The sequence below is a fragment of the Mycobacterium noviomagense genome (assembly GCF_010731635.1).
Classification (GTDB): Bacteria; Actinomycetota; Actinomycetes; order Mycobacteriales; family Mycobacteriaceae; genus Mycobacterium; species Mycobacterium noviomagense.
Genome location: NZ_AP022583.1, coordinates 1,188,511 through 1,206,680, shown reverse-complemented (window position 1 = coordinate 1,206,680; position 18,170 = coordinate 1,188,511). Strand labels below are relative to the sequence as shown.

The window sequence follows — 18,170 nt, the reverse complement described above, 5'->3', positions numbered from 1 at the left end:
GGCGAAGAATACGGGGATGGGCAGATTTCACCGACGAGGACTGCCGCTGAGGGTCGGCCTGGTGGCCGCCACCCTTGTGCTGGTGGCGTGTGGGCTGGCGGTTTCGGGGGTCGCGGTCACCTCGATCTTGCGGCACAGCCTGCTCAACCGGGCCGACCAGACTTTGCTCGACGCGTCGCGTAGCTGGGTGCAGGCTCCCCGACGGATTTCGCAGTTGCCCTATGAGGGGCCCAACGCCGACCGCCCGCCGTCGAAGTTCTACGTCCGCGTGTTAGCCCGAGACGGCCGCAGTTGGCAGGCCATCAACGACTCCCACGCCGAGCCTGCGCTGCCTGCCGACGACGACGTCGGGCCTGAGCCGGTAACGGTGGGCTCCGTCAACGGTTCCAACGTCCAGTGGCGGGCGGTGTCGGTGCGCGGTCCGCAAGGCCGCTTGATCACGGTCGCCTTCGACCTCTCCGATGTGCAGCACACGTTGCGCGCGCTGATCTGGCTGCAGGTCGGCATCGGGGCGGCCGTGCTGCTGGTCCTCGGCATCGCCGGCTACGCGGTGGTGCACCGCAGCTTGCGGCCGCTACTGGAAGTGGAACGAACCGCCGCGGCGATCGCCGCCGGGCAGCTGGATCGCCGTGTGCCCGAACGCGATCCGCGAACCGAAGTGGGCCGACTTTCGTTGGCGCTCAACGGGATGCTCGCGCAAATTCAACAGGCAGTGGCCTCCTCCGAGTCCTCGGCGGAAAAGGCCCGCACGTCCGAAGACCGGATGCGACGCTTCATCACCGACGCCAGCCACGAACTGCGCACGCCGCTGACCACCATCCGCGGCTTCGCGGAGCTGTATCGCCAGGGCGCCGCCCGCGACGTCGAGATGCTGATGTCGCGGATCGAAAGCGAGTCACGCCGGATGGGCCTGTTGGTGGAGGATCTGCTGCTATTGGCGCGCCTGGATGCGCAACGCCCGCTCGAACGGCGCCGGGTGGACCTGCTTGCCCTGGCCAGCGACGCCGTGCACGACGCGCAGTCGATCGCCCCCAAGCGCCGGATCGCCATGGAAGTGCTCGACGGTCCTGGCACACCGGAAGTGCTCGGCGATGAGGCGCGCCTGCGCCAGGTGCTGAGCAACCTGGTGACCAACGCGCTGCAGCACACCCCGGAAACCGCCGACATCACCGTGCGGGTCGGCACAGACGGAGACAACGCTGTGCTCGAAGTCGCCGACAAGGGGCCCGGCATGAGCCAGCAGGATGCGCTGCGGGTGTTCGAGCGCTTCTATCGCACCGACTCGTCTCGAACTCGAAGCAGCGGCGGCACCGGGCTCGGGCTATCGATCGTCGACTCGCTGGTGTACGCCCACGGTGGCAAGGTCACCGTGACCACAGCGCCGGGGCAGGGCTGCTGCTTCCATGTCAGCCTGCCGCGAATCACCGACGTGCCCGCCCAGGTGGCAGACCCTGTCTAGGCTGCACCCAATTCGGCCAGCGCCGCTTTGATCTTGGCTTGCGCCTCGTCCAGGGACTGCGGGGACGGGTTGCGCTCCACATTGGCGAAACCGAAGTCGCTGAGATGGCGGGTGGGAAAGACGTGCACGTGCAGATGAGGCACCTCGAGCCCGGCAATAATCAACCCGGCACGCAGTGTGTCGAATGCCCGGCACACCGCCTTACCGATGAGCTGCGCCACCGCCATCACCCGGGCGAACACCTCGCGGTCAACGTCTTGCCATTGATCGATCTCCGCGCGCGGCACCACCAACGTGTGCCCTTGCGTCATCGGCTCGATGGACAGGAAAGCGGCGATCTCGTCGTCCTCGTACACGAACCTGCCCGGCAGTTCCCGGTTGATGATCTTGGTGAAGACAGTGGCCATGCGCCTGAGCATGGTGGGCTGCGCTATCACGCGTCAAGCGTGGAGACCGTCGTGTCGGAACGGCACTCAACCACTGACCCGCTGCCGCATCAACTCGGCCAGCTCGGATACGGACCACGGCGGCGAGTCGTGATGGTCGCGGTAGCCGATGACGGCAGGAGTCGGCCGTGGGAGCTGCCCGACGAATCCGCCTGCGGCGACGAAGGTTTCGCCGGTTATGTGCTCGGCGAGGTCACTGGCGAGATACGCGTACATCGGTGCTACATACTCCGGTGGCGCGGCATCCAGAGAGGCGTGCATGCTGGCGTCATCCAGCATTCCGCGCCGGTTCAGCTCTCTGACGTGGGCCTCGTAATCCGGCCCGCTGGACAGCCGGGTCTTGGCGCCCGGGCATACGACATTGGCGCGGACCCGGTGCTCCTTGAGCTCGGCGGCGATCGCCAGCGTCAGGCTGTTGACCGCACCCTTGCCGGCGGGATAGCCGCTGCCGCCATAATCGCCCAGAAACGCTACCGATCCGGTGTTGACGATGCTGCCGCCGCCCTGCTCGACCATCCTCGGTGCCGCCGCGCGGCAAGTGGCGAACACCGTGCCCAGGTGCGCATCGAGCAGCTCACGAAAATCGGCCGGGGTGATATTGAGGATCGATGAGCCAACCGGCTCGGCGATCCCGGCGCAGTTCACCAAAATGTGGATTCCGCCGAAATCGTCAATACACCTGTCGATCAACGATTCTGCGGTCGGCTGATCGGACGGTGAGCCCGCGTGTGCCACCGCGGTACGGCCAGCCGCAGTGATGCCTGCGGCGGTCTCCTCGGCGGCCTCGCGATCGCGGCCGTTGACCACCACCGCGGCACCATGCCTCGCCAGCTGGACGGCGACGGCGGCCCCGATACCGCGCGACCCGCCGACGACCACCGCGGCGCGGCCCGCTAGTAGCGGCTCAGCTGAGGTCACTCGGCCTTGCCGAAGGTCATCATGTCGAGGTTCCAGTAGCCGCGCATATTGGTGATCAGCCCGGCGTCGTTGACCCGGTAGGTGAACACCCCGCGCACGGTGCTGGTGACGCCGTTGTCGAACTTGCTGCGCAGCACCAGGATATGAGCGATCTCGTTGGGCGAACTCGACGGGAAAGTCTCCTCGCAGGTGATGGTGAGCTGGTTGGCGGCGATGTTGGCGTCGTAGAACGCAGCGACGCCGTCCTTGCCGCGCACGCCGGTGCCGTCCGGGTTGGTGGGTGCCTCGCCGATCGGGTCTTCGACCACGACGTCGTCGGCCATCAGCGCCAGCCAACCCTCCCGGTCATGGGCCTGCACGCACCGCCACGACGACTGCGACGCCGTCAAAGCTGGCGACTGTTGAATGGTTTCCTGCGACATGGGTTTCACTCCTTCTTGTTAGATGGCACACGCGATTCGGGCGCCGTCTTCGGTGGCTTTGCGAATCAGGCCGAGGCCGCTGCAGTCTCCGGCGGCATGGACCTCGGCGTCGGGCATGCTGGCCACCAGGGTGTCGAAGAGCTCAGTGTCGGGTTCGGGCGTTCCGGCGAGAACGACGCCGTCGGCAGGCAATTGCCGGGTTGTGCCGCCGGACGGGGTGAAAATGACACTGTCCGTGGTGATCTGCTCGACCGTTGCCCGGACATGCACGGTGACACCGAGCCGGTCCAGGCGATCCATGTGTTCGGTCTTGCGCTTGTTGCCAACCTCCGGCGCGATGGCCTTGCCCGACTCGAGAATCGACACGAACCGGCCACGGCTGGCGAGGAACTCGGCCAATTCCAATGCGACCAGGTCACCGCCGATGATCGTGACGCGCCGGCCCAGCGGCATCCACGCCCGGGTCGCCAATCGAACCGCCGCGGGTTGTACCAGCCGCTGTCGCCATCCCGACAGCAGCCGGGAACTGAGCCGCTGCCATGCCGGATCCGCGGAGTCAGCGTGCCCAGCGAGCGATTCACGCAGGCCGGGACCGGTATGCACATGGGGGAGTGTGGCGCCGGAAATCGAGGGAACGGCGATGCGCCCGCCGGTAGCGACCACGACGACATCGGGGTCCAGGGCGATGACGTCGTCGGCCGAAACAGCTTGGTCCACATGCACCTCCGCGGTGCTGCGGCCGATCTCGTCGCGCAGGTAGCGCAGGAACGGTTCGTTCTCCGGGTGCAGAACCGACGCCCAGCGCAACGCGCCGCCCAACTGGCGATGGCGTTCGAACAGTTTGACGTGGTGTCCGCGTTCGGCGGCGACGCGAGCCGCTTCCAGTCCGGCCGGGCCTCCGCCGATCACCACGACTTGCTTGGGATGTGCCGCGCGACCCGCAGCCAGTTCGCGTTCCTTGCCGGTGCGGGGGTTGACCGCGCAGTCGACGGAGAAGCGCAGCTCCATCGCGTCGATGCAGTTTTCACACGAGATGCACTTGCGCACCCGGTGTGCTTGTCCGGCAAGCAGTTTGTGCGGGAGCTCGGCGTCGGCGAGCAGCGGCCGGCCCATGGCGATGAAGTCGGCGCGCCCGTCGGCCAAGATTTGTTCGGCCCGCTGGGGGTCGTGGATGCGGCCGACGGCGATCACCGGCACGTCGACCACCTCCTTGACCGCGGCCGCGGCGCCGACGTTGAGCGCGTCGCCGTCGTCGGCGCCGTTGACCATCCGGGTGACCAGCCGGTCGATCACGCCGCCGCTGACGTGGAAGGCGTCCACGCCCGCGGCTACCAACTGTGGGGCCACCTGCGCGGTTTCGTAGATCGGGCGGCCGCCGGCGACCCGTTCGTAGCCGGAGATACGCAACGTGATCGGCAGCGCGTCGCCGATCTCGGAGCGGACCGCAGCCAGCGTCTCCAGCACCACGCGCAGCCGGCCCCGCATGGAATCGCCGCGATACTCGTCGGTGCGCCGGTTGCGTTGCGGCGCAAGGAATGATCCCAGCAGCATGTAGCCGTGGGCGGCGTGCAGCTCGATGCCGTCGTATCCGGCTTCCGCGGCGCGGCGCACCGCGGCCTTGAACAAGTCGAACACCTCAGTGAGTTGTTCTTTGGTGATCTCCGCCGACGGACGGCCGGTCAAATACGAGGGAATCACCGACGGACCCAGTGCCGCGACACCGTGCATCTCCGGGCCCAGGCTGTCGGGGCCGGCGTGCACGATCTGCGGTTGAATCTTGGCGCCGTGCTCGTGCACCGCCTCCACCAGTGCCCGGTGGGCGGGCACCGATTCGTCGGTGCCCAAGTGCAGGCTTCCAGGGGTTTCGAGGTGGCGATGGTCGATCCCGGTGGCGCCCACGGTAATCAGGCCGACGCCACCCTTGGCGCGGGCGGCAAAGTAGTCGCGGGTGCGCTGCGAAGGCAGCCCGTCCGGGGTGCCGTACATCGTTTCCATCGGGGACATCACCAGCCGGTTGCGCACCGACATGGTGCCGATCCGTCCGGGCTGAAGCAGGTGTGGGAACGTTTTCACTGCGGCGGTAGGGCGAAACGGCCGGCGAACGCACGTAGCGGCAGGTCGGCGCTGGTGGCGATGCCCGGCGGCGCGTCGACCACTGCGCGGATGGAGTTGAGTGCGGGCATACCGGTGACGGTCATCCCGATCGCCGCGAACGACTCCGGGGTCGAGAAGTCTGTGCCCGGCTTGGGCAGGATCAGATGCTTGCTGTAGACGCAGGGATCGCCCTGGATCTTGGTGATGTAGCAGCCCTGAATATCCCAGTGCGGCTTGGTGTGTGGTGTCATCTGCCATTCCAGGCGCAGCTCCACTCGCGGCACCCCGCCGGTGGTGCCGACGTACTGGAACGCCGCACCGCCCACTGAGCCGGCGGGCAAGGAATACCAGCCGAGGTCGACGTCCTTCGTGCAGGCACCGAGCTGGTAGGAGAACGTGACTTCATCCAGTGCGATATCGAGGCAGTCGGCCATCATCCGCACGCCGTCTTCGAACACCCGGGTGCCCAGCTCGAGCAAACGCGGCACTTCGGGATTGTCGACGGGGCGGCCGAATCCGCAGTTGGCCCATGTCGGAGCCGAGTGGTGACACGAGACGTCCACGGACTCGATGCAGGTGACGTTCTCGATGTCGGCGACGTCGGCGCTGTGCACGATCGTCAGGATCTGCGCGAGCCCGGGATTCATGCCCGTTCCGTAGAACGTCGAGTTCCCGCGAAGGCAGGCGGCCTGCAGCACTTCGGCTTCGGTTCGGCCGTCGGGTAGCCGGTGATTGGTGTTGCGATGATGGCCCGTGACCCAGTCCGCGGTCGTGACGATATTGATGCCAGCTTCTAGGACGCGTTCGTACAGGTCGAGGTCGGGCCACACGCCGAGAAAGGTCACGCAGTCCGGGCCGGCCGCGATGATCTCGTCCACCGTCCCCGTGGCCGTCACACCGATCGGGCTGATACCGGCGATCTCACCGGCGTCGCGGCCCACTTTGTCGGGTGAATAGCAGTGCAGCCCGATGAGTTCCAGGTCAGGATGGCGGGCGATCCGTTTGATCATCTCGCTGCCGACATTCCCGGAGGCTACCTGGAACACCCGCACCGGTTGAGTCACGGTCGCTACCTGTCGGCGTCGGTATAGCGGATGATGCCGCGAATGTTCTTGCCGTCCAACATGTCTTGATAGCCGTCGTTGATCTGCTCAAGCTTGTACTGCCGGGTGATCATGTCGTCGAGGTTGAGCTTGCCCGCTTTGTACATCGACAGCAGCTGGGGAATGTCGTACTGCGGGTTTCCGCCACCGAAGATGGTGCCCTGTAGGTTCTTTTGCATCAGGGTCAGCATCGCGAGGTTCAGCGTCACGTCGGTGTCCAGCAGGCTGCCGATGGCGGTCAGCACGCAGGTGCCGCCCTTGGCGGTGATGTTGATATAGCTATCGATGTCGGCGCCCTTGAGCTCGCCGACGGTGACGATCACTTTTTTGGCCATCAGACCGTAAGTGACCTCGGCGATGCCCATCAGCGCGGCCTCGATGTCCGGATACACATGGGTGGCACCGAATTTGAGTGCCTGGTCACGCTTCCACTCCACCGGCTCGACGACGAAGATGTAGCGGGCGCCGGCGTTGACCGCGCCCTGCAGCGCCGCCATGCCGACCCCGCCCACACCGACGATCGCGACGTCGTCCCCGGGGCGGATGTCGGCGGTCCGCGTCGCCGAACCGTAGCCGGTGGTGACACCGCAGCCGACCAGGCAGGCCACCTCGAACGGCACCGACGGGTCGATCTTCACCACCGAGCTCTCGTGCACCACCATGTAGGGCGAGAACGTGCCCAGCAGCGTCATCGGGTAGACGTTCTGGCCGCGGGCCTGAATGCGGAACGTGCCGTCGGACACCGCGGCGCCGTTGAGCAGCCCGGCGCCCAGATCGCACAGGTTACGCATCCCTGCCTGACAGGACTGACATTTTCCGCACGACGGGATGAACGACAACACCACATGGTCGCCTTCGGCGAGGTCCTCGACGCCGGGCCCGACTTCGGTGACGATGCCCGCACCCTCGTGTCCCCCTAGCACCGGAAAGCCCGCCATCGGGATGCCGCCGGTCACCAGATGGTGGTCGGAGTGGCACATGCCCGCCGCTTCCATCTGAATCTTGACCTCGTGCTTACGTGGTTCGCCGATCTCGATTTCCTCGACCGACCACGGCTGATTGAACTCCCAGATCAGCGCGCCTTTTGTCTTCACGGTGAACCTCCACTAGCAAGCCCTGACCCGACTGGTCGGCGAAAGAGGGCGGGACGGCAATTTAGAACGTGTTCTCGTTCCTAGCCCATTATGACCTGCGTCACTAGGCGGTAAACAGCGGGGCTGCTACCAGAGAGGCACCGGGGCTTTGCCCAGCGGGTAGTAGCCGGGCAGCTTCTCACCGGCGAGGCTGCGCTCGATCCGCTTCTGCATGCCCGTCGACAGCTTGCCCGCCTTCATCAAATCCATGTAGAGGGCCTGGACGTGGCCGAAGTCGAAAAAGTCGCGCTGCCACTCGATGAGCTTGTCGGCGTTGAGCCGAAACCAGCTGCCGCCGATTCCGTAGATCTCCTGCCGACCGCCGTCCTTGTCGACGACGACCTGCTTCCAGAACCCGACGATCTCGCCTTGGCGGTCGTCGATGATGACCTTCTGGTATGGGTACTGCCAGTTCTCCAGACCCTCCATTTCGAGGCCGAGCGCGATGTCCCGGATCTCGTCGATCCCGACGCACATCACGTCCTCCTTGGGGCCGATGTTCCAGCCGTAGGTGGCGTCGGGGGCATAGAAGTCGGCCAGCGGCTTCCAGTCGCCCGACCGCTCACACTCCTTGTTGGCCCTCAGCCAGGACTGCACCCATTGCTCGAGTTCCTCGCGCGGAAATGCGGCCACGGTTAGCCTTCTTTCTCTTGGATTGACAGCGCCTGGGTGGGACAGGCCCACACGGCTTGCTCGATCTGTTTGCGGGCTTCCTCGGGCGGCTCGTCGTCGAGGATTTCGACCTGGCCGCGTTTGGGCACCCGGAAATAGTCGGGCGCCTCCAGTTCGCACATCGCATGCCCCTGACACAGATCCAGGTCGGCTTTCACCGTGTACCCCATGGTCAACCTCCTCCCGCGGAACGGCGGCGGTAGCGCACTTTGGCGGGCTGGGCCAGTTGCACCACCATCTTGGAGTGGTCGTTGCGGTAACTGTCCGGTGGTTGCGTCATCTCAAACTCATACTCGCGCAACAGCACCGAGAAGATAGCCTTGATCTGCATGGTGGCGAACGCAGCTCCCACGCAGCGATGCCGGCCGGCGCCGAACGGAATCCACGTCCACCGGTTGATCAAGTCTTCCTGACGCGGCTCGTCGTAACGCTCCGGCACGAAGTCGTCGGGGTCCGGGAAATCCTCGGGAATCCGGTTGGACACCGCCGGCGACGCTGCCACCAGATCGCCCGCATGGATGGGATAGCCCTTGACTTCGAATTCGCCTTTGGCCACCCGCATCAGGATGATCAGTGGTGGGTGCAGCCGCAGCGTTTCTTTCAGCACGTTCTCCAGCCGCGGGATCTGACGCAGCGCATGGAAGTTCACCGGCTGGCCGTCGCCGTAGAGCTCGTCGAGTTCTTTGATCACCCCGGCGTAGACGTCGGGGTGGCGCATCAACTCAATCAGCGTCCAAGCGGCGGTGCCCGAGCTGGTGTGATGCCCGGCGAACATCATCGAGATGAACATCCCAGTGATCTCGTCGGCGCTAAATCGCGGATTGCCGTCGTCGTCTTTGACCGTGACCAGCACGTCGAGCATGTCGCGGTCGCTCTTGTCCGCCGGTGGGTTGGCGATCCGGTTGTCCATGATCTCTTGCACCAGCGCCACCAAGGCTTTTCGCGCCTCGTCGCGCCGCCGGAAGCTCTCGATCGGCAGATAGGGGTCGACGTAGCACAACGGGTCGGTGCCCCGCTCGAGCTCGTGGTAAAGGCGCGCGAAGCGGTGATCGAGCTCTTCGCGGAACTTCCTGCCGATCAGGCACGCCGTCGAGGTGTAGATGGTCAGCTCGGCGAAGAAGTCCAGCAGGTCGATCTCACCGGTGTCGCCCCAGCCGGCGATCATCCGGCGGACCTCCCGCTCGATGGTGGTGGCGTGACCTTTCATCTGCTCGCCGCGCAGTGCCGCGTTGTGCAGCATCTCTTTTCGCCGATCAGGGCTGGCGTCGAACACCACGCCCTTGCCGAAGATCGGCGTCATGAACGGATACGCCTCGGCCTGGTCGAGATCGTCGTCGCTGGCGCGGAAGAAGAACTCGTTGGCTTCGGCGCCCGACAACAACACAACCTGCTTGCCGGCCAACTGAAACCAACCGACGTCGCCACACTCCTCGCGGACGCGTCTCATCAGCCCGATGGGATCGGTGCGGAACTCCTCGAGGTGCCCATGCTCCTCGTGTCCGCCAGAGACCCGCGGAACTTCTTTCAGTTCTTGACTTGTCACGACTCCTCCGGGTACTTCAGTTGCTTGCGTTCGGCCGGCGCGTTCGACAGCGGCGCCTCGGGTTGTATTTCCATCGACGTGATGAAGCCGCCGCGCGGTGTTTCGGCGACGAACGCGATCGCCCGGGCCAGGTCTGATGGACGCAGGAAATAGTTGTGGCGGGCTTGTCCCCACTTGGCCCAGTCTTCGAGCATCGGGCCGATCGATTCGGGCGGCAGGCTCCAGCCCATGCCGGTTTTCGTCGGGCCTGGATGCACGATCGAGGCGCGCACACCGGTTCCTTCGAGTTCCATTTGCAGGTTGGTGACCATGGCCACCAGCGCGGCTTTTGCCGCGCCGTAGGCGCCCATGTGCGGCCGCTGGCGCAGCGCGACGTCGGAGCCCACGAAGATGAGGTCGCCGCGTTGGCGCTCCAGCATGCCGGGCAGCACCGCGGTGGCCAACCGGTTGGCGCCGATCAGGTGGATTTGCACTTGGGATTCGAAGACGTCGGTGCTGATTTCGTGCAAGCGGCCGAAATAGGTGTCTCCGGCGCCGGCGACGAGTAGCTCGATGTCGCCGAGTTGTTCCGTGGCGCGGTGCACGAAGCCCGTGACCGACTCCGGATCGGTGACGTCGAGGTGGAGCGCGACGGCCTCACCACCCTCGGCTCGGATCTGGCCGGCAATCTCCTCGCATTTCTCGACCCGACGGGCTCCCAGCGCGACCGGAAAGCCGCGAGCGGCAAGTTCCACCGCGGTGGCTGCCCCAATGCCCGACGAAGCACCGGCCACGATGGCGGGGCGTCGGTCAGGATGCGGTTCGAAGCGCGGCATTTACGCAACCTCCACGCTGATCGGCAAGTAGGCGAACCCGCGCACGTTGCTGGAATGCACTCGCACCGCGTTGTGTTCGTCGACCACATAGCCGCGGATGCGGTTCAGCAGTTCTTCCAGCGCCACCCGGCCCTCCATCCGCGCCAAATGCGCTCCCAGGCAGAAATGCGCGCCGCTGCCGAAACTGACCAGCTTCGAACCGATTTCGCGGCCGATGCGGTAGTCGTCGGGGTCAGGGAAAACCCGGTCGTCGCGGTTGGCCGAACCCGGCAACAACAACAGCACGTCTCCTTCGGGGACCGTGGTGCCGTACATCGTAAGGTCGTGCGCCACAGTGCGGGCCAGGATCTGGCTAGAGGTGTCGTAGCGCAGAGTCTCTTCCACCCACAGCGGAATTTTGGTGTGGTCGGCGAACACCTGCGCCAACTGGTCGGGGTTGCGTGCTGCCCAGTAGACGGCGTTGCCGAGCAGCTTGGTGGTCGTCTCGTTGCCGGCAATCACCATCAGGAACAGGAACCCCAGGATCTCCTCGTCGGTGAGCCGGTCGCCGTCGATCTCGGCCTCCAGCAGCGCCGAAGTCAGGTTGTCAGCGGGGATTTTCTTGAATTCGGCGATCAGCTCGGTGTAGTAGGCCATCAAATCGATCGACGCCTGCATCGCGCTTTGCGGAACGTCAGCCAGGCCCTCCTCGCGGTGCAGCACTCCGTCGGCCAACGCACGGATGCGGGGCCGGTCGGGCTCGGGCACGCCCATCAGCTCCGAGATCACGTCCATTGGCAGCTTGCCGGCGAATTCGGCGATGAAATCGAAACTGTCGGATTGCAGGGCACCGTCGAGATGGGTCTTGGCAAGCTCGCGTACCCGTGGCTCGAGTTCGCGGATCCGCCGCGGCGTGAAGCCCTTCGACACAAGGGTGCGCAGCCGAAGGTGGCCGGGGTCGTCCATGGCCAGGAACGACATCACCTTGTGCGCATCGGCGGTGCGGGAAACGGGATCCAGGGATACGCCGTACGCGTTCGACAGCGCGGTGCTGTTGCGGAAGCCCTGCAGCACGTCGTGATGACGCGACAGCGCCCAGAACTTCAGCTCGTCGTTGCGGTACAGCGGAGCCTCGTCGCGCAGCCGCCGGTAGTACGGGTACGGGTCCTCGTGGAAGTGGTAGTCGTAGGGGTCGAGCAACAGTTCGTCCGGGCGGTCGCCCACCTGTACGGTCATCGATCTTCTCCATTGGATTGCCCGGGCAGGATCATGCCGACCACGTAGGCGAGCCGGTCCGCAATCTGGTGGTATGTGAAGGCGCCGCTGCCGGCCTGAACGAGCGCCCCGAAGAACGTCATCTCGAGTGCGGCCACGGTCCGCGGGTCGGCGTCGGGTCCGATGGCCGAGGTGATCCGGCGATGAATCTCCGCGCCGATCCGGTCGCGCACCTTACGCACGGCCGGGTCAGCGCCGCCTCCCAGCAGCGCCGTCGTGCAGGCGGCGGCGACTTCCGGTTCGTCGGCGACCACCAGCGCCAAGTGCCGCAACGCCTTGTCGACCCGGACCGGCATCGGCTCGTTCACGTCGGTGAAGTAGGGCACCTGCCGCACCAAGTCCAGATACACCTCGGCGATCAGATGGTTCTTCGACGAGAAATACGTGTACGCGGTCGCCGGGGCCACTTTGGCCCGAGCGGCCACTGCACGCACTGTCAGGTCCGCGTAGGACTTCTCCCGCAGCGTTTCGATACCAGCGGCCAGCACCTTGCGGTAGGTCTCCTCCTGGCGACGGTTGCGCGGCGCTTCCCCGGGCTGGCCATCCGGCTGGGAAGTGATCGCGACCACTGCATCGCTGGACACCTGTCCAAGCTATCCGATAGGTGCGCGGCTAAGCAAGTGGCATCGGATAAACCCTCGATAACAGGCGTATTTGTCTCCGGACCTTGCACCGGCGCCCGCGCGGCGGCTATCGTTCGAGTGGATCATTCCGGACAGCTGTCCATTATTGTGGCGAGGCGGGAGCGTGCGATGGCGTTGTTGGCAGATGGGGTAAGTGCCGTACTCATCGACGGCAAACTCTCGGCCGGCAGCGCCGGAACGTTCCCGACCATCAATCCGGCGACCGAGGAAGTGCTCGGCGGCGCCGCCGACGCCAGCGCCGAGGACATGAGCCGCGCCATCGACGCGGCGCGGCGGGCCTTCGACGAAACCAACTGGTCACGTAACACCGAGCTGCGGGTGCGATGTGTGCGCCAGCTGCGCGACGCACTGCGCTCGCATGTGGAGGAGCTCCGCGAGATCACCATCGCCGAGGTCGGCGCGCCGCGGATGCTCACCGCCAGCGCTCAGCTCGAGGGTCCCATCAACGACCTGGCTTTCTCCGCGGACACCGCCGAGGCATACCAGTGGAACCAGGATCTCGGTGAGGCTGCGCCGCTGGGCATCCCGACCCGGCGCACCATCGCACGCGAAGCCGTCGGCGTGGTCGGGGCAATCACCCCGTGGAACTTCCCGCACCAGATCAACCTGGCCAAGCTAGGGCCGGCGTTGGCGGCGGGCAACACCGTCGTCCTCAAACCGGCACCCGACACACCGTGGTGCGCGGGCGTGCTCGCCGAGATCATTGTCGAGCACACCGATTTTCCGCCCGGCGTGGTCAATATCGTCACCTCCAGCGATCACAGCTTGGGGGCGTTGCTGGCCAAAGACCCTCGGGTGGACATGATTTCGTTCACCGGATCGACCGCCACCGGCCGCAGCGTGATGGCCGACGCCGCCGCCAACATCAAGAAAGTGTTTTTGGAACTGGGCGGCAAGTCGGCGTTCGTGGTGCTCGACGACGCCGATATGGCGGGCGCCTGTTCGGTGTCGGCGTTCGCGGCCTCCATGCACGCCGGTCAGGGTTGCGCGATCACCACCCGGCTGGTGGTGCCGCGGGCCCGCTACGACGAGGCGGTGGAAATTGCGGCCGCCACGATGGGTTCGATCAAACCCGGCGACCCGAACGATCCCGGCACGGTGTGCGGGCCGCTGATCTCGGCGCGGCAGCGTGATCGGGTGCAGGGATACCTGGATCTGGCTGTGGCAGAAGGTGGTTCGTTCGCCTGCGGCGGCGGCCGGCCGGCGGACAAGGCGAGCGGATTTTTCATCGAGCCGACGGTGATCGTCGGGCTCACCAACGACGCCCGGCCTGCCCGCGAGGAGATTTTCGGCCCGGTGCTCACGGTGATCGCCCATGACGGCGACGACGACGCGGTGCGCATCGCCAACGATTCGCCATACGGCTTGTCCGGGACCGTCTACAGTGGCGATGCGGAACGCGCGGCCAACGTCGCGGCGCGGCTGCGGGTCGGCACCGTCAACGTCAACGGCGGCGTGTGGTACTCCGCCGATGCGCCATTCGGCGGTTACAAGCAATCCGGCATCGGCCGCGAGATGGGGCTGGCCGGGTTCGAGGAGTACCTCGAGACCAAAGTCGTTGCCACAGCGATTTAGTCGCGAGCGGCCAGTTATGACACGGCTTTTCGCGAAAAGCGTGCGATAAGTGGCCGCTCGGCCGGAAAGGAACACAATGCGATTCGACAACAAGGTGGCCATCGTCACCGGCGCCGCGCAGGGCATCGGCCAGGCATACGCCCAAGCGCTGGCCCGCGAAGGCGCCGCCGTGGTGGTCGCCGACATCAACGCCGACGCCGCCCAGGCGGCGGCCAAGCAGATCGTCGCCGACGGCGGCAAGGCGATCCATGTGCCGGTCGACGTCTCGGACCCGGATTCGGCCAAGGCCATGGCCGATGCCACGGTCGCGGAGTTCGGCGGCATCGATTATCTGGTCAACAACGCCGCCATCTACGGCGGCATGAAACTCGACCTGCTGCTGACCGTGCCGTGGGATTACTACAAGAAGTTCATGAGCGTCAACCTCGACGGCGCGCTGGTCTGCACCCGCGCGGTTTACAAGAAGATGGCCAAACGCGGCGGCGGTGCGATCGTCAACCAATCCTCGACGGCGGCATGGCTGTACTCGAATTTCTACGGCTTGGCCAAGGTCGGCATCAACGGGCTGACCCAGCAGTTGTCGCGCGAGCTCGGTGGTATGAACATCCGCATCAACGCGATCGCACCGGGGCCGATCGACACCGAGGCCACCAAGACCGTCACGCCCGGTGAGATTGTCAAGGATATGGTCAAGCAGATTCCGTTGTCGCGCATGGGAACACCGGACGATCTGGTGGGGATGTGTCTTTTCCTGCTGTCCGACCAGGCGTCCTGGATCACCGGCCAGATCTTCAATGTCGACGGCGGACAGATCATCCGGCCATGAGCCACCATCCGAAGCTGGGCTACATCGGGCTGGGCAACATGGGTGCGCCGATGGCCAAGCGGCTGGTCGACTGGCCCGGCGGCCTGACGGTTTTCGACGTGCGCACCGAGGCTATGACGCCGCTGGCCGAAGCCGGCGCCCTGTTGGCCGACAGCGTCGCCGACGTAGCCGCCGCCGACATCATCAGCGTCACTGTGCTCGACGACGCCCAAGTGCGTGACGTGGTCGCCCAACTGGCCGCCAACGCAAAGCCGGGCACCGTGATCGCGATCCACTCCACGATCAGCGACACCACGGCAGTCGAACTGGCCGACCAGCTCAAACCGCAAGGCATCCACGTCGTCGACGCGCCGGTCAGTGGCGGAGGCGGTGCCGCCGAAAAGGGCGAATTGGCCACCATGGTGGGTGCCGAGCGGGAAGTCTATGAACGGATCAAGCCCGCGTTCAAACAGTGGGCATCGCTGGTCATCCACGCAGGCGGCCCCGGCGCCGGCACGCGGATGAAGTTGGCGCGCAACATGTTGACGTTCACCTCTTATGCCGCTGCGTGCGAAGCCATGAAACTGGCCGAGGCCGCCGGGCTGGACCTGCAAGCGCTTGGCCGGGTAGTGCGTCACACCGATGCTCTCACCGGCGGACCCGGGGCGATCATGGTGCGAGACGACATGAAACCCCTTGAGCCCGAACACTTCTTGTATCAACCATTCCTGCACACCCGCGGGCTGGGTGAGAAGGACCTGAGCCTGGCGCTGGGGCTGGGTGAGGCGCTGTCGGTGGAGCTACCACTGGCCAACGTGGCGTTGCAGCGGCTGGCGGACGGGCTTGGCGTACCGCATACGTCGGATTGAGTGGAGACGCGATGGACGAACTGCGCCGCAAAGGCCTCGAGAAAATGAACGAGGTATACGGCTGGGAGATGCGCAACGTCGAGGGCGACGCGTACTTCGACCTGACCGTCGACCACCTGTTCGGCACCATCTGGACTCGACCGGGACTGTCGATGCGCGACAAGCGCATCATGACGCTGACGGCGGTGACTGCACTCGGGAACCGCGACCTGGCCGAGATCCAAATCAACGCCGCGCTGCTCAACGGCGAACTCACCGAGACCGAACTCAAAGAGATGGCCGTCTTCATCACCCACTATCTCGGCTTCCCGCTGGGCTCGATGCTCAACGGGGCGGTCGATACCGTCGTGGCTAAGCGTAAGAAGGCCGCGGCGAAGGGCAGCGGAGAGGACAAGAAAGCCAACGTGGATGCGGCGTTGAAGATGCACAAGGGTAAACCGGCGGAATAGTGCGCTACGGGGTCACCGCTGCGCCGACCCAACGACGCAGGTAGTTGCGCAGGGTCTTTCCGCGGCGGGGCGGCCGGCCCGGATCGATCACGAACGACTGGACGATGCGCAGCAAGTGCTCGGCCAGATCGGCCAGGTCATCGTCGGTCAAACCCGCTGCAGCCCAGTCGACGTCGAACCGGCGCAACATCGAGTCGGCGAATTTCAGGGCGACGTCAGACGTGACGTCCGGGGTGTATGCGTTAGCGCGGTCAGGCGCCAGCAGCAGGCTGATGTGCTTGTCGGAGGGCAACCACTCCAGGGTGGTGGCGATGGCTTCGGTGACCGCTTCCACAGGATCGGTGATGCCTGACAAGTGGGCAGCCAACCGGTCGAGAAAGCCCGTCGCCGCATGGGTTGCCGCCGCCTGTAGTAGGGCATCGGTGCTGGGGAAGTACCGGTAGACCGTCTGCCGGGTGACTCCTAGCGCACGCGCCACGTCGGCGATGCTGAAGTCGGCGCCGCGGCTGTCGATCGCGTTACTGGCGGCGGCCAGGATCCGGGAAACGGCCTCGTCGTCAGTGGCCGGCGCTGCGCCGGCCCACCCGTGGGTACGCACGCCGGAATCCTATGGTGCGGCTACCCGTGGTAGGCGACCTGCAGGTCCTTGATGCCGTTGATCCACCCGGACCGAAGCCGCGTCGGCTCGGCAAGCTTGGTGATGTTCGGCAACTGGTCGGCGATCTCGTTGAAGATCAGCTTGATCTCCATGCGCGCCAGGTTGGCGCCGATGCAAAAGTGGGCGCCGTTTCCGCCGAAACCCAAGTGCGGGTTGGGATCGCGCAGCACGTTGAACTCGAAGGGGCGGTCGAAAACCTCTTCATCGAAGTTGGCTGAGCTGTAGAACAACCCGGCTCGCTGGCCCTTGCGGATCGTGACGTCCCCGACCTCGACGTCCTTGCGGGCGGTGCGTTGGAAACAATGCACCGGCGTTGCCCAACGCACGATCTCGTCGACGGCAGTGTCGGGTCGTTCCCGCTTGTAAAGCTCCCACTGGTCGGGGTAGTCGGAAAATGCGTTGACGCCGTGCGTCATGGCATTGCGAGTGGTCTCGTTCCCGGCGACGGCCAGCAAGATGACGAAGAACGCGAACTCGGTGTCACCCAGCGATTCACCGTCAACGTCGGCCTGCACCAGCCTGGTGACGATGTCGTCAGCCGGACAGCGGCGACGCTCCTCGGCCATGGTGTATGCGTAGCCCATCAGCTCGGCATTGGCAGTCGTAGGGTCGCTGTCGAAGTCGGGGTCGTCGGTGTTCATCACGGAATTGGTCCAGTGGAACAGCTTTTCGCGGTCGGCCTCGGGAACCCCAATGAGGTCGGCGATCGCCAGCAACGGGAGCTTCATCGCGATGTCGTCAACGAAATTGCCGGTTTCCTTCTCGGCCGCGGCCCGCACGATCTCATGGGCGGCGTGGGCCAGCTTTTCCTCCAATCCGGCCACTGACCGCGGCGTGAAGAGCCGGGAGACCAGCTTGCGCAGCCGGGTGTGCTCGGGTGGATCGTGATTGATCAACAACGCCTTGGTCAGTTCGAGTTGCTCAGCGGTCATTCCCTCGGGGAACCGCATGACGACGCCCTTGTCGTTGGTTGACCACAGCTCGTTGTCGCGCGAGATCTCTTTGATGTCGCGGTGGCGGGTGATCACCCAGTAGCCGCCGTCGTCGAAGACGGTTGCGCCGGGAGGCTGCTCGTTCCACCACACGGGCGCGGTCTTGCGCAGCTGCGCGAACTCGGCGACGGGCATCCCGCGCTTCAGAAGGTCGGGATCCGTGAAGTCGAAGCCGGCTCCGAACGGACAGACCTTGCTTGCTGTTGTCACGACACTCCTCCCAGGGCGACGTGGGTCACACCTTGCCTTGACCATACACCTAGCTGTCAAGTGTATGGCCGTTGGCGGCCCGGTGCGGGCGTGAGGCCGATAGGGTGAC

Annotated in this window: 19 protein-coding genes; 5 read left to right on the top strand and 14 right to left on the bottom strand. The window is 65.4% G+C overall.

Annotated features, from left to right (window positions below; genetic code table 11):
• Positions 1-16: 16 nt before the first annotated feature.
• Complete coding sequence (locus G6N15_RS05625) at positions 17-1,459, top strand: sensor histidine kinase (RefSeq protein WP_083085358.1); 1,443 nt, start codon at positions 17-19, stop codon at positions 1,457-1,459.
• On the opposite strand, the gene G6N15_RS05620 is transcribed toward G6N15_RS05625, so the two are convergent.
• From G6N15_RS05620 to G6N15_RS05565, 12 genes are all read right to left on the bottom strand, one after another.
• Positions 1,456-1,866: an HIT family protein gene (locus G6N15_RS05620; protein WP_083085357.1), complete on the bottom strand. Its 411-nt coding sequence runs from the start codon at positions 1,864-1,866 to the stop codon at positions 1,456-1,458. The genes G6N15_RS05625 and G6N15_RS05620 overlap by 4 nt on opposite strands.
• A gap of 66 nt (positions 1,867-1,932) precedes the next feature.
• Positions 1,933-2,784, bottom strand: coding sequence for an SDR family NAD(P)-dependent oxidoreductase (locus tag G6N15_RS05615; RefSeq protein ID WP_083085578.1), 852 nt, complete (start codon positions 2,782-2,784; stop codon positions 1,933-1,935).
• A 35-nt stretch (positions 2,785-2,819) separates the two neighbouring features.
• Complete coding sequence (locus tag G6N15_RS05610) at positions 2,820-3,245, bottom strand: nuclear transport factor 2 family protein (protein WP_083085356.1); 426 nt, start codon at positions 3,243-3,245, stop codon at positions 2,820-2,822.
• An 18-nt stretch (positions 3,246-3,263) separates the two neighbouring features.
• Entirely contained in the window at positions 3,264-5,318 is a 2,055-nt protein-coding gene (locus G6N15_RS05605) for an oxidoreductase (protein WP_139797701.1), read from the bottom strand.
• Positions 5,315-6,349 carry an NAD(P)H-dependent amine dehydrogenase family protein gene (locus G6N15_RS05600; RefSeq protein ID WP_179961813.1) on the bottom strand — a complete coding sequence of 345 codons (1,035 nt, stop codon included), beginning with the start codon at positions 6,347-6,349 and terminating at the stop codon, positions 5,315-5,317. Before G6N15_RS05600 ends, G6N15_RS05605 begins: the two co-directional genes overlap by 4 nt.
• 59 nt (positions 6,350-6,408) lie before the next feature.
• On the bottom strand, positions 6,409-7,536 hold the full coding sequence (locus G6N15_RS05595; RefSeq protein WP_083085354.1) for an NDMA-dependent alcohol dehydrogenase: 1,128 nt from the start codon (positions 7,534-7,536) through the stop codon (positions 6,409-6,411).
• A gap of 126 nt (positions 7,537-7,662) precedes the next feature.
• Positions 7,663-8,208: a nuclear transport factor 2-like protein gene (locus G6N15_RS05590; protein WP_083085352.1), complete on the bottom strand. Its 546-nt coding sequence runs from the start codon at positions 8,206-8,208 to the stop codon at positions 7,663-7,665.
• A gap of 2 nt (positions 8,209-8,210) precedes the next feature.
• Positions 8,211-8,417 carry a ferredoxin gene (locus G6N15_RS05585; RefSeq protein WP_083085350.1) on the bottom strand — a complete coding sequence of 69 codons (207 nt, stop codon included), beginning with the start codon at positions 8,415-8,417 and terminating at the stop codon, positions 8,211-8,213.
• Positions 8,418-8,419: 2 nt separating this feature from the next.
• Positions 8,420-9,775, bottom strand: a complete 1,356-nt coding sequence (locus tag G6N15_RS05580) for a cytochrome P450 (RefSeq protein ID WP_275998702.1) — start codon at positions 9,773-9,775, stop codon at positions 8,420-8,422.
• A gap of 11 nt (positions 9,776-9,786) precedes the next feature.
• Complete coding sequence (locus G6N15_RS05575) at positions 9,787-10,605, bottom strand: SDR family oxidoreductase (protein ID WP_083085344.1); 819 nt, start codon at positions 10,603-10,605, stop codon at positions 9,787-9,789.
• Positions 10,606-11,820, bottom strand: a complete 1,215-nt coding sequence (locus G6N15_RS05570; protein ID WP_083085341.1) for a cytochrome P450 — start codon at positions 11,818-11,820, stop codon at positions 10,606-10,608. It abuts the gene before it with no gap.
• Positions 11,817-12,443, bottom strand: coding sequence for a TetR/AcrR family transcriptional regulator (locus G6N15_RS05565; RefSeq protein ID WP_083085338.1), 627 nt, complete (start codon positions 12,441-12,443; stop codon positions 11,817-11,819). The genes G6N15_RS05570 and G6N15_RS05565 overlap by 4 nt, the downstream gene beginning before the upstream one ends.
• Before the next feature lie 168 nt (positions 12,444-12,611).
• Between G6N15_RS05565 and G6N15_RS05560 the strand changes: the two genes are divergently transcribed.
• The 4 genes from G6N15_RS05560 to G6N15_RS05545 all read left to right on the top strand — a co-directional run bounded on the left by G6N15_RS05560 (position 12,612) and on the right by G6N15_RS05545 (position 16,201).
• The gene (locus G6N15_RS05560) at positions 12,612-14,078 is read left to right on the top strand and encodes an aldehyde dehydrogenase (protein ID WP_083085336.1); all 1,467 of its coding nucleotides are present in this window, start codon (positions 12,612-12,614) and stop codon (positions 14,076-14,078) included.
• Positions 14,079-14,154: 76 nt separating this feature from the next.
• The gene (locus tag G6N15_RS05555; RefSeq protein ID WP_083085333.1) at positions 14,155-14,904 is read left to right on the top strand and encodes an SDR family oxidoreductase; all 750 of its coding nucleotides are present in this window, start codon (positions 14,155-14,157) and stop codon (positions 14,902-14,904) included.
• Positions 14,901-15,752, top strand: a complete 852-nt coding sequence (locus tag G6N15_RS05550; RefSeq protein WP_083085330.1) for an NAD(P)-dependent oxidoreductase — start codon at positions 14,901-14,903, stop codon at positions 15,750-15,752. Before G6N15_RS05555 ends, G6N15_RS05550 begins: the two co-directional genes overlap by 4 nt.
• 11 nt (positions 15,753-15,763) lie before the next feature.
• Positions 15,764-16,201: a carboxymuconolactone decarboxylase family protein gene (locus G6N15_RS05545; RefSeq protein WP_083085328.1), complete on the top strand. Its 438-nt coding sequence runs from the start codon at positions 15,764-15,766 to the stop codon at positions 16,199-16,201.
• A 4-nt stretch (positions 16,202-16,205) separates the two neighbouring features.
• Here G6N15_RS05545 and G6N15_RS05540 read toward each other — a convergent pair whose 3' ends face one another.
• Together G6N15_RS05540 and G6N15_RS05535 are read right to left on the bottom strand one after the other, a co-directional pair.
• Positions 16,206-16,799: a TetR/AcrR family transcriptional regulator gene (locus G6N15_RS05540; RefSeq protein ID WP_083085327.1), complete on the bottom strand. Its 594-nt coding sequence runs from the start codon at positions 16,797-16,799 to the stop codon at positions 16,206-16,208.
• Positions 16,800-16,819: 20 nt separating this feature from the next.
• The gene (locus G6N15_RS05535; protein ID WP_083085325.1) at positions 16,820-18,106 is read right to left on the bottom strand and encodes a cytochrome P450; all 1,287 of its coding nucleotides are present in this window, start codon (positions 18,104-18,106) and stop codon (positions 16,820-16,822) included.
• Positions 18,107-18,170 lie beyond the last annotated feature (64 nt).

What these genes read in the sequence shown, in the direction of transcription:
- G6N15_RS05575 (WP_083085344.1), bottom strand. Translation starts at nt 10,605, where the DNA reads ATGCCGCGCTTCGAACCGCATCCTGACCGACGCCCCGCCATCGTGGCC.
- G6N15_RS05600 (WP_179961813.1), bottom strand. Translation starts at nt 6,349, where the DNA reads ATGATCAAACGGATCGCCCGCCATCCTGACCTGGAACTCATCGGGCTG.
- G6N15_RS05570 (WP_083085341.1), bottom strand. Translation starts at nt 11,820, where the DNA reads ATGACCGTACAGGTGGGCGACCGCCCGGACGAACTGTTGCTCGACCCC.
- G6N15_RS05535 (WP_083085325.1), bottom strand. Translation starts at nt 18,106, where the DNA reads ATGGTCAAGGCAAGGTGTGACCCACGTCGCCCTGGGAGGAGTGTCGTG.
- G6N15_RS05560 (WP_083085336.1), top strand. Translation starts at nt 12,612, where the DNA reads ATGGCGTTGTTGGCAGATGGGGTAAGTGCCGTACTCATCGACGGCAAA.
- G6N15_RS05625 (WP_083085358.1), top strand. Translation starts at nt 17, where the DNA reads ATGGGCAGATTTCACCGACGAGGACTGCCGCTGAGGGTCGGCCTGGTG.
- G6N15_RS05555 (WP_083085333.1), top strand. Translation starts at nt 14,155, where the DNA reads ATGCGATTCGACAACAAGGTGGCCATCGTCACCGGCGCCGCGCAGGGC.
- G6N15_RS05585 (WP_083085350.1), bottom strand. Translation starts at nt 8,417, where the DNA reads ATGGGGTACACGGTGAAAGCCGACCTGGATCTGTGTCAGGGGCATGCG.
- G6N15_RS05610 (WP_083085356.1), bottom strand. Translation starts at nt 3,245, where the DNA reads ATGTCGCAGGAAACCATTCAACAGTCGCCAGCTTTGACGGCGTCGCAG.
- G6N15_RS05620 (WP_083085357.1), bottom strand. Translation starts at nt 1,866, where the DNA reads ATGGCCACTGTCTTCACCAAGATCATCAACCGGGAACTGCCGGGCAGG.
- G6N15_RS05550 (WP_083085330.1), top strand. Translation starts at nt 14,901, where the DNA reads ATGAGCCACCATCCGAAGCTGGGCTACATCGGGCTGGGCAACATGGGT.
- G6N15_RS05545 (WP_083085328.1), top strand. Translation starts at nt 15,764, where the DNA reads ATGGACGAACTGCGCCGCAAAGGCCTCGAGAAAATGAACGAGGTATAC.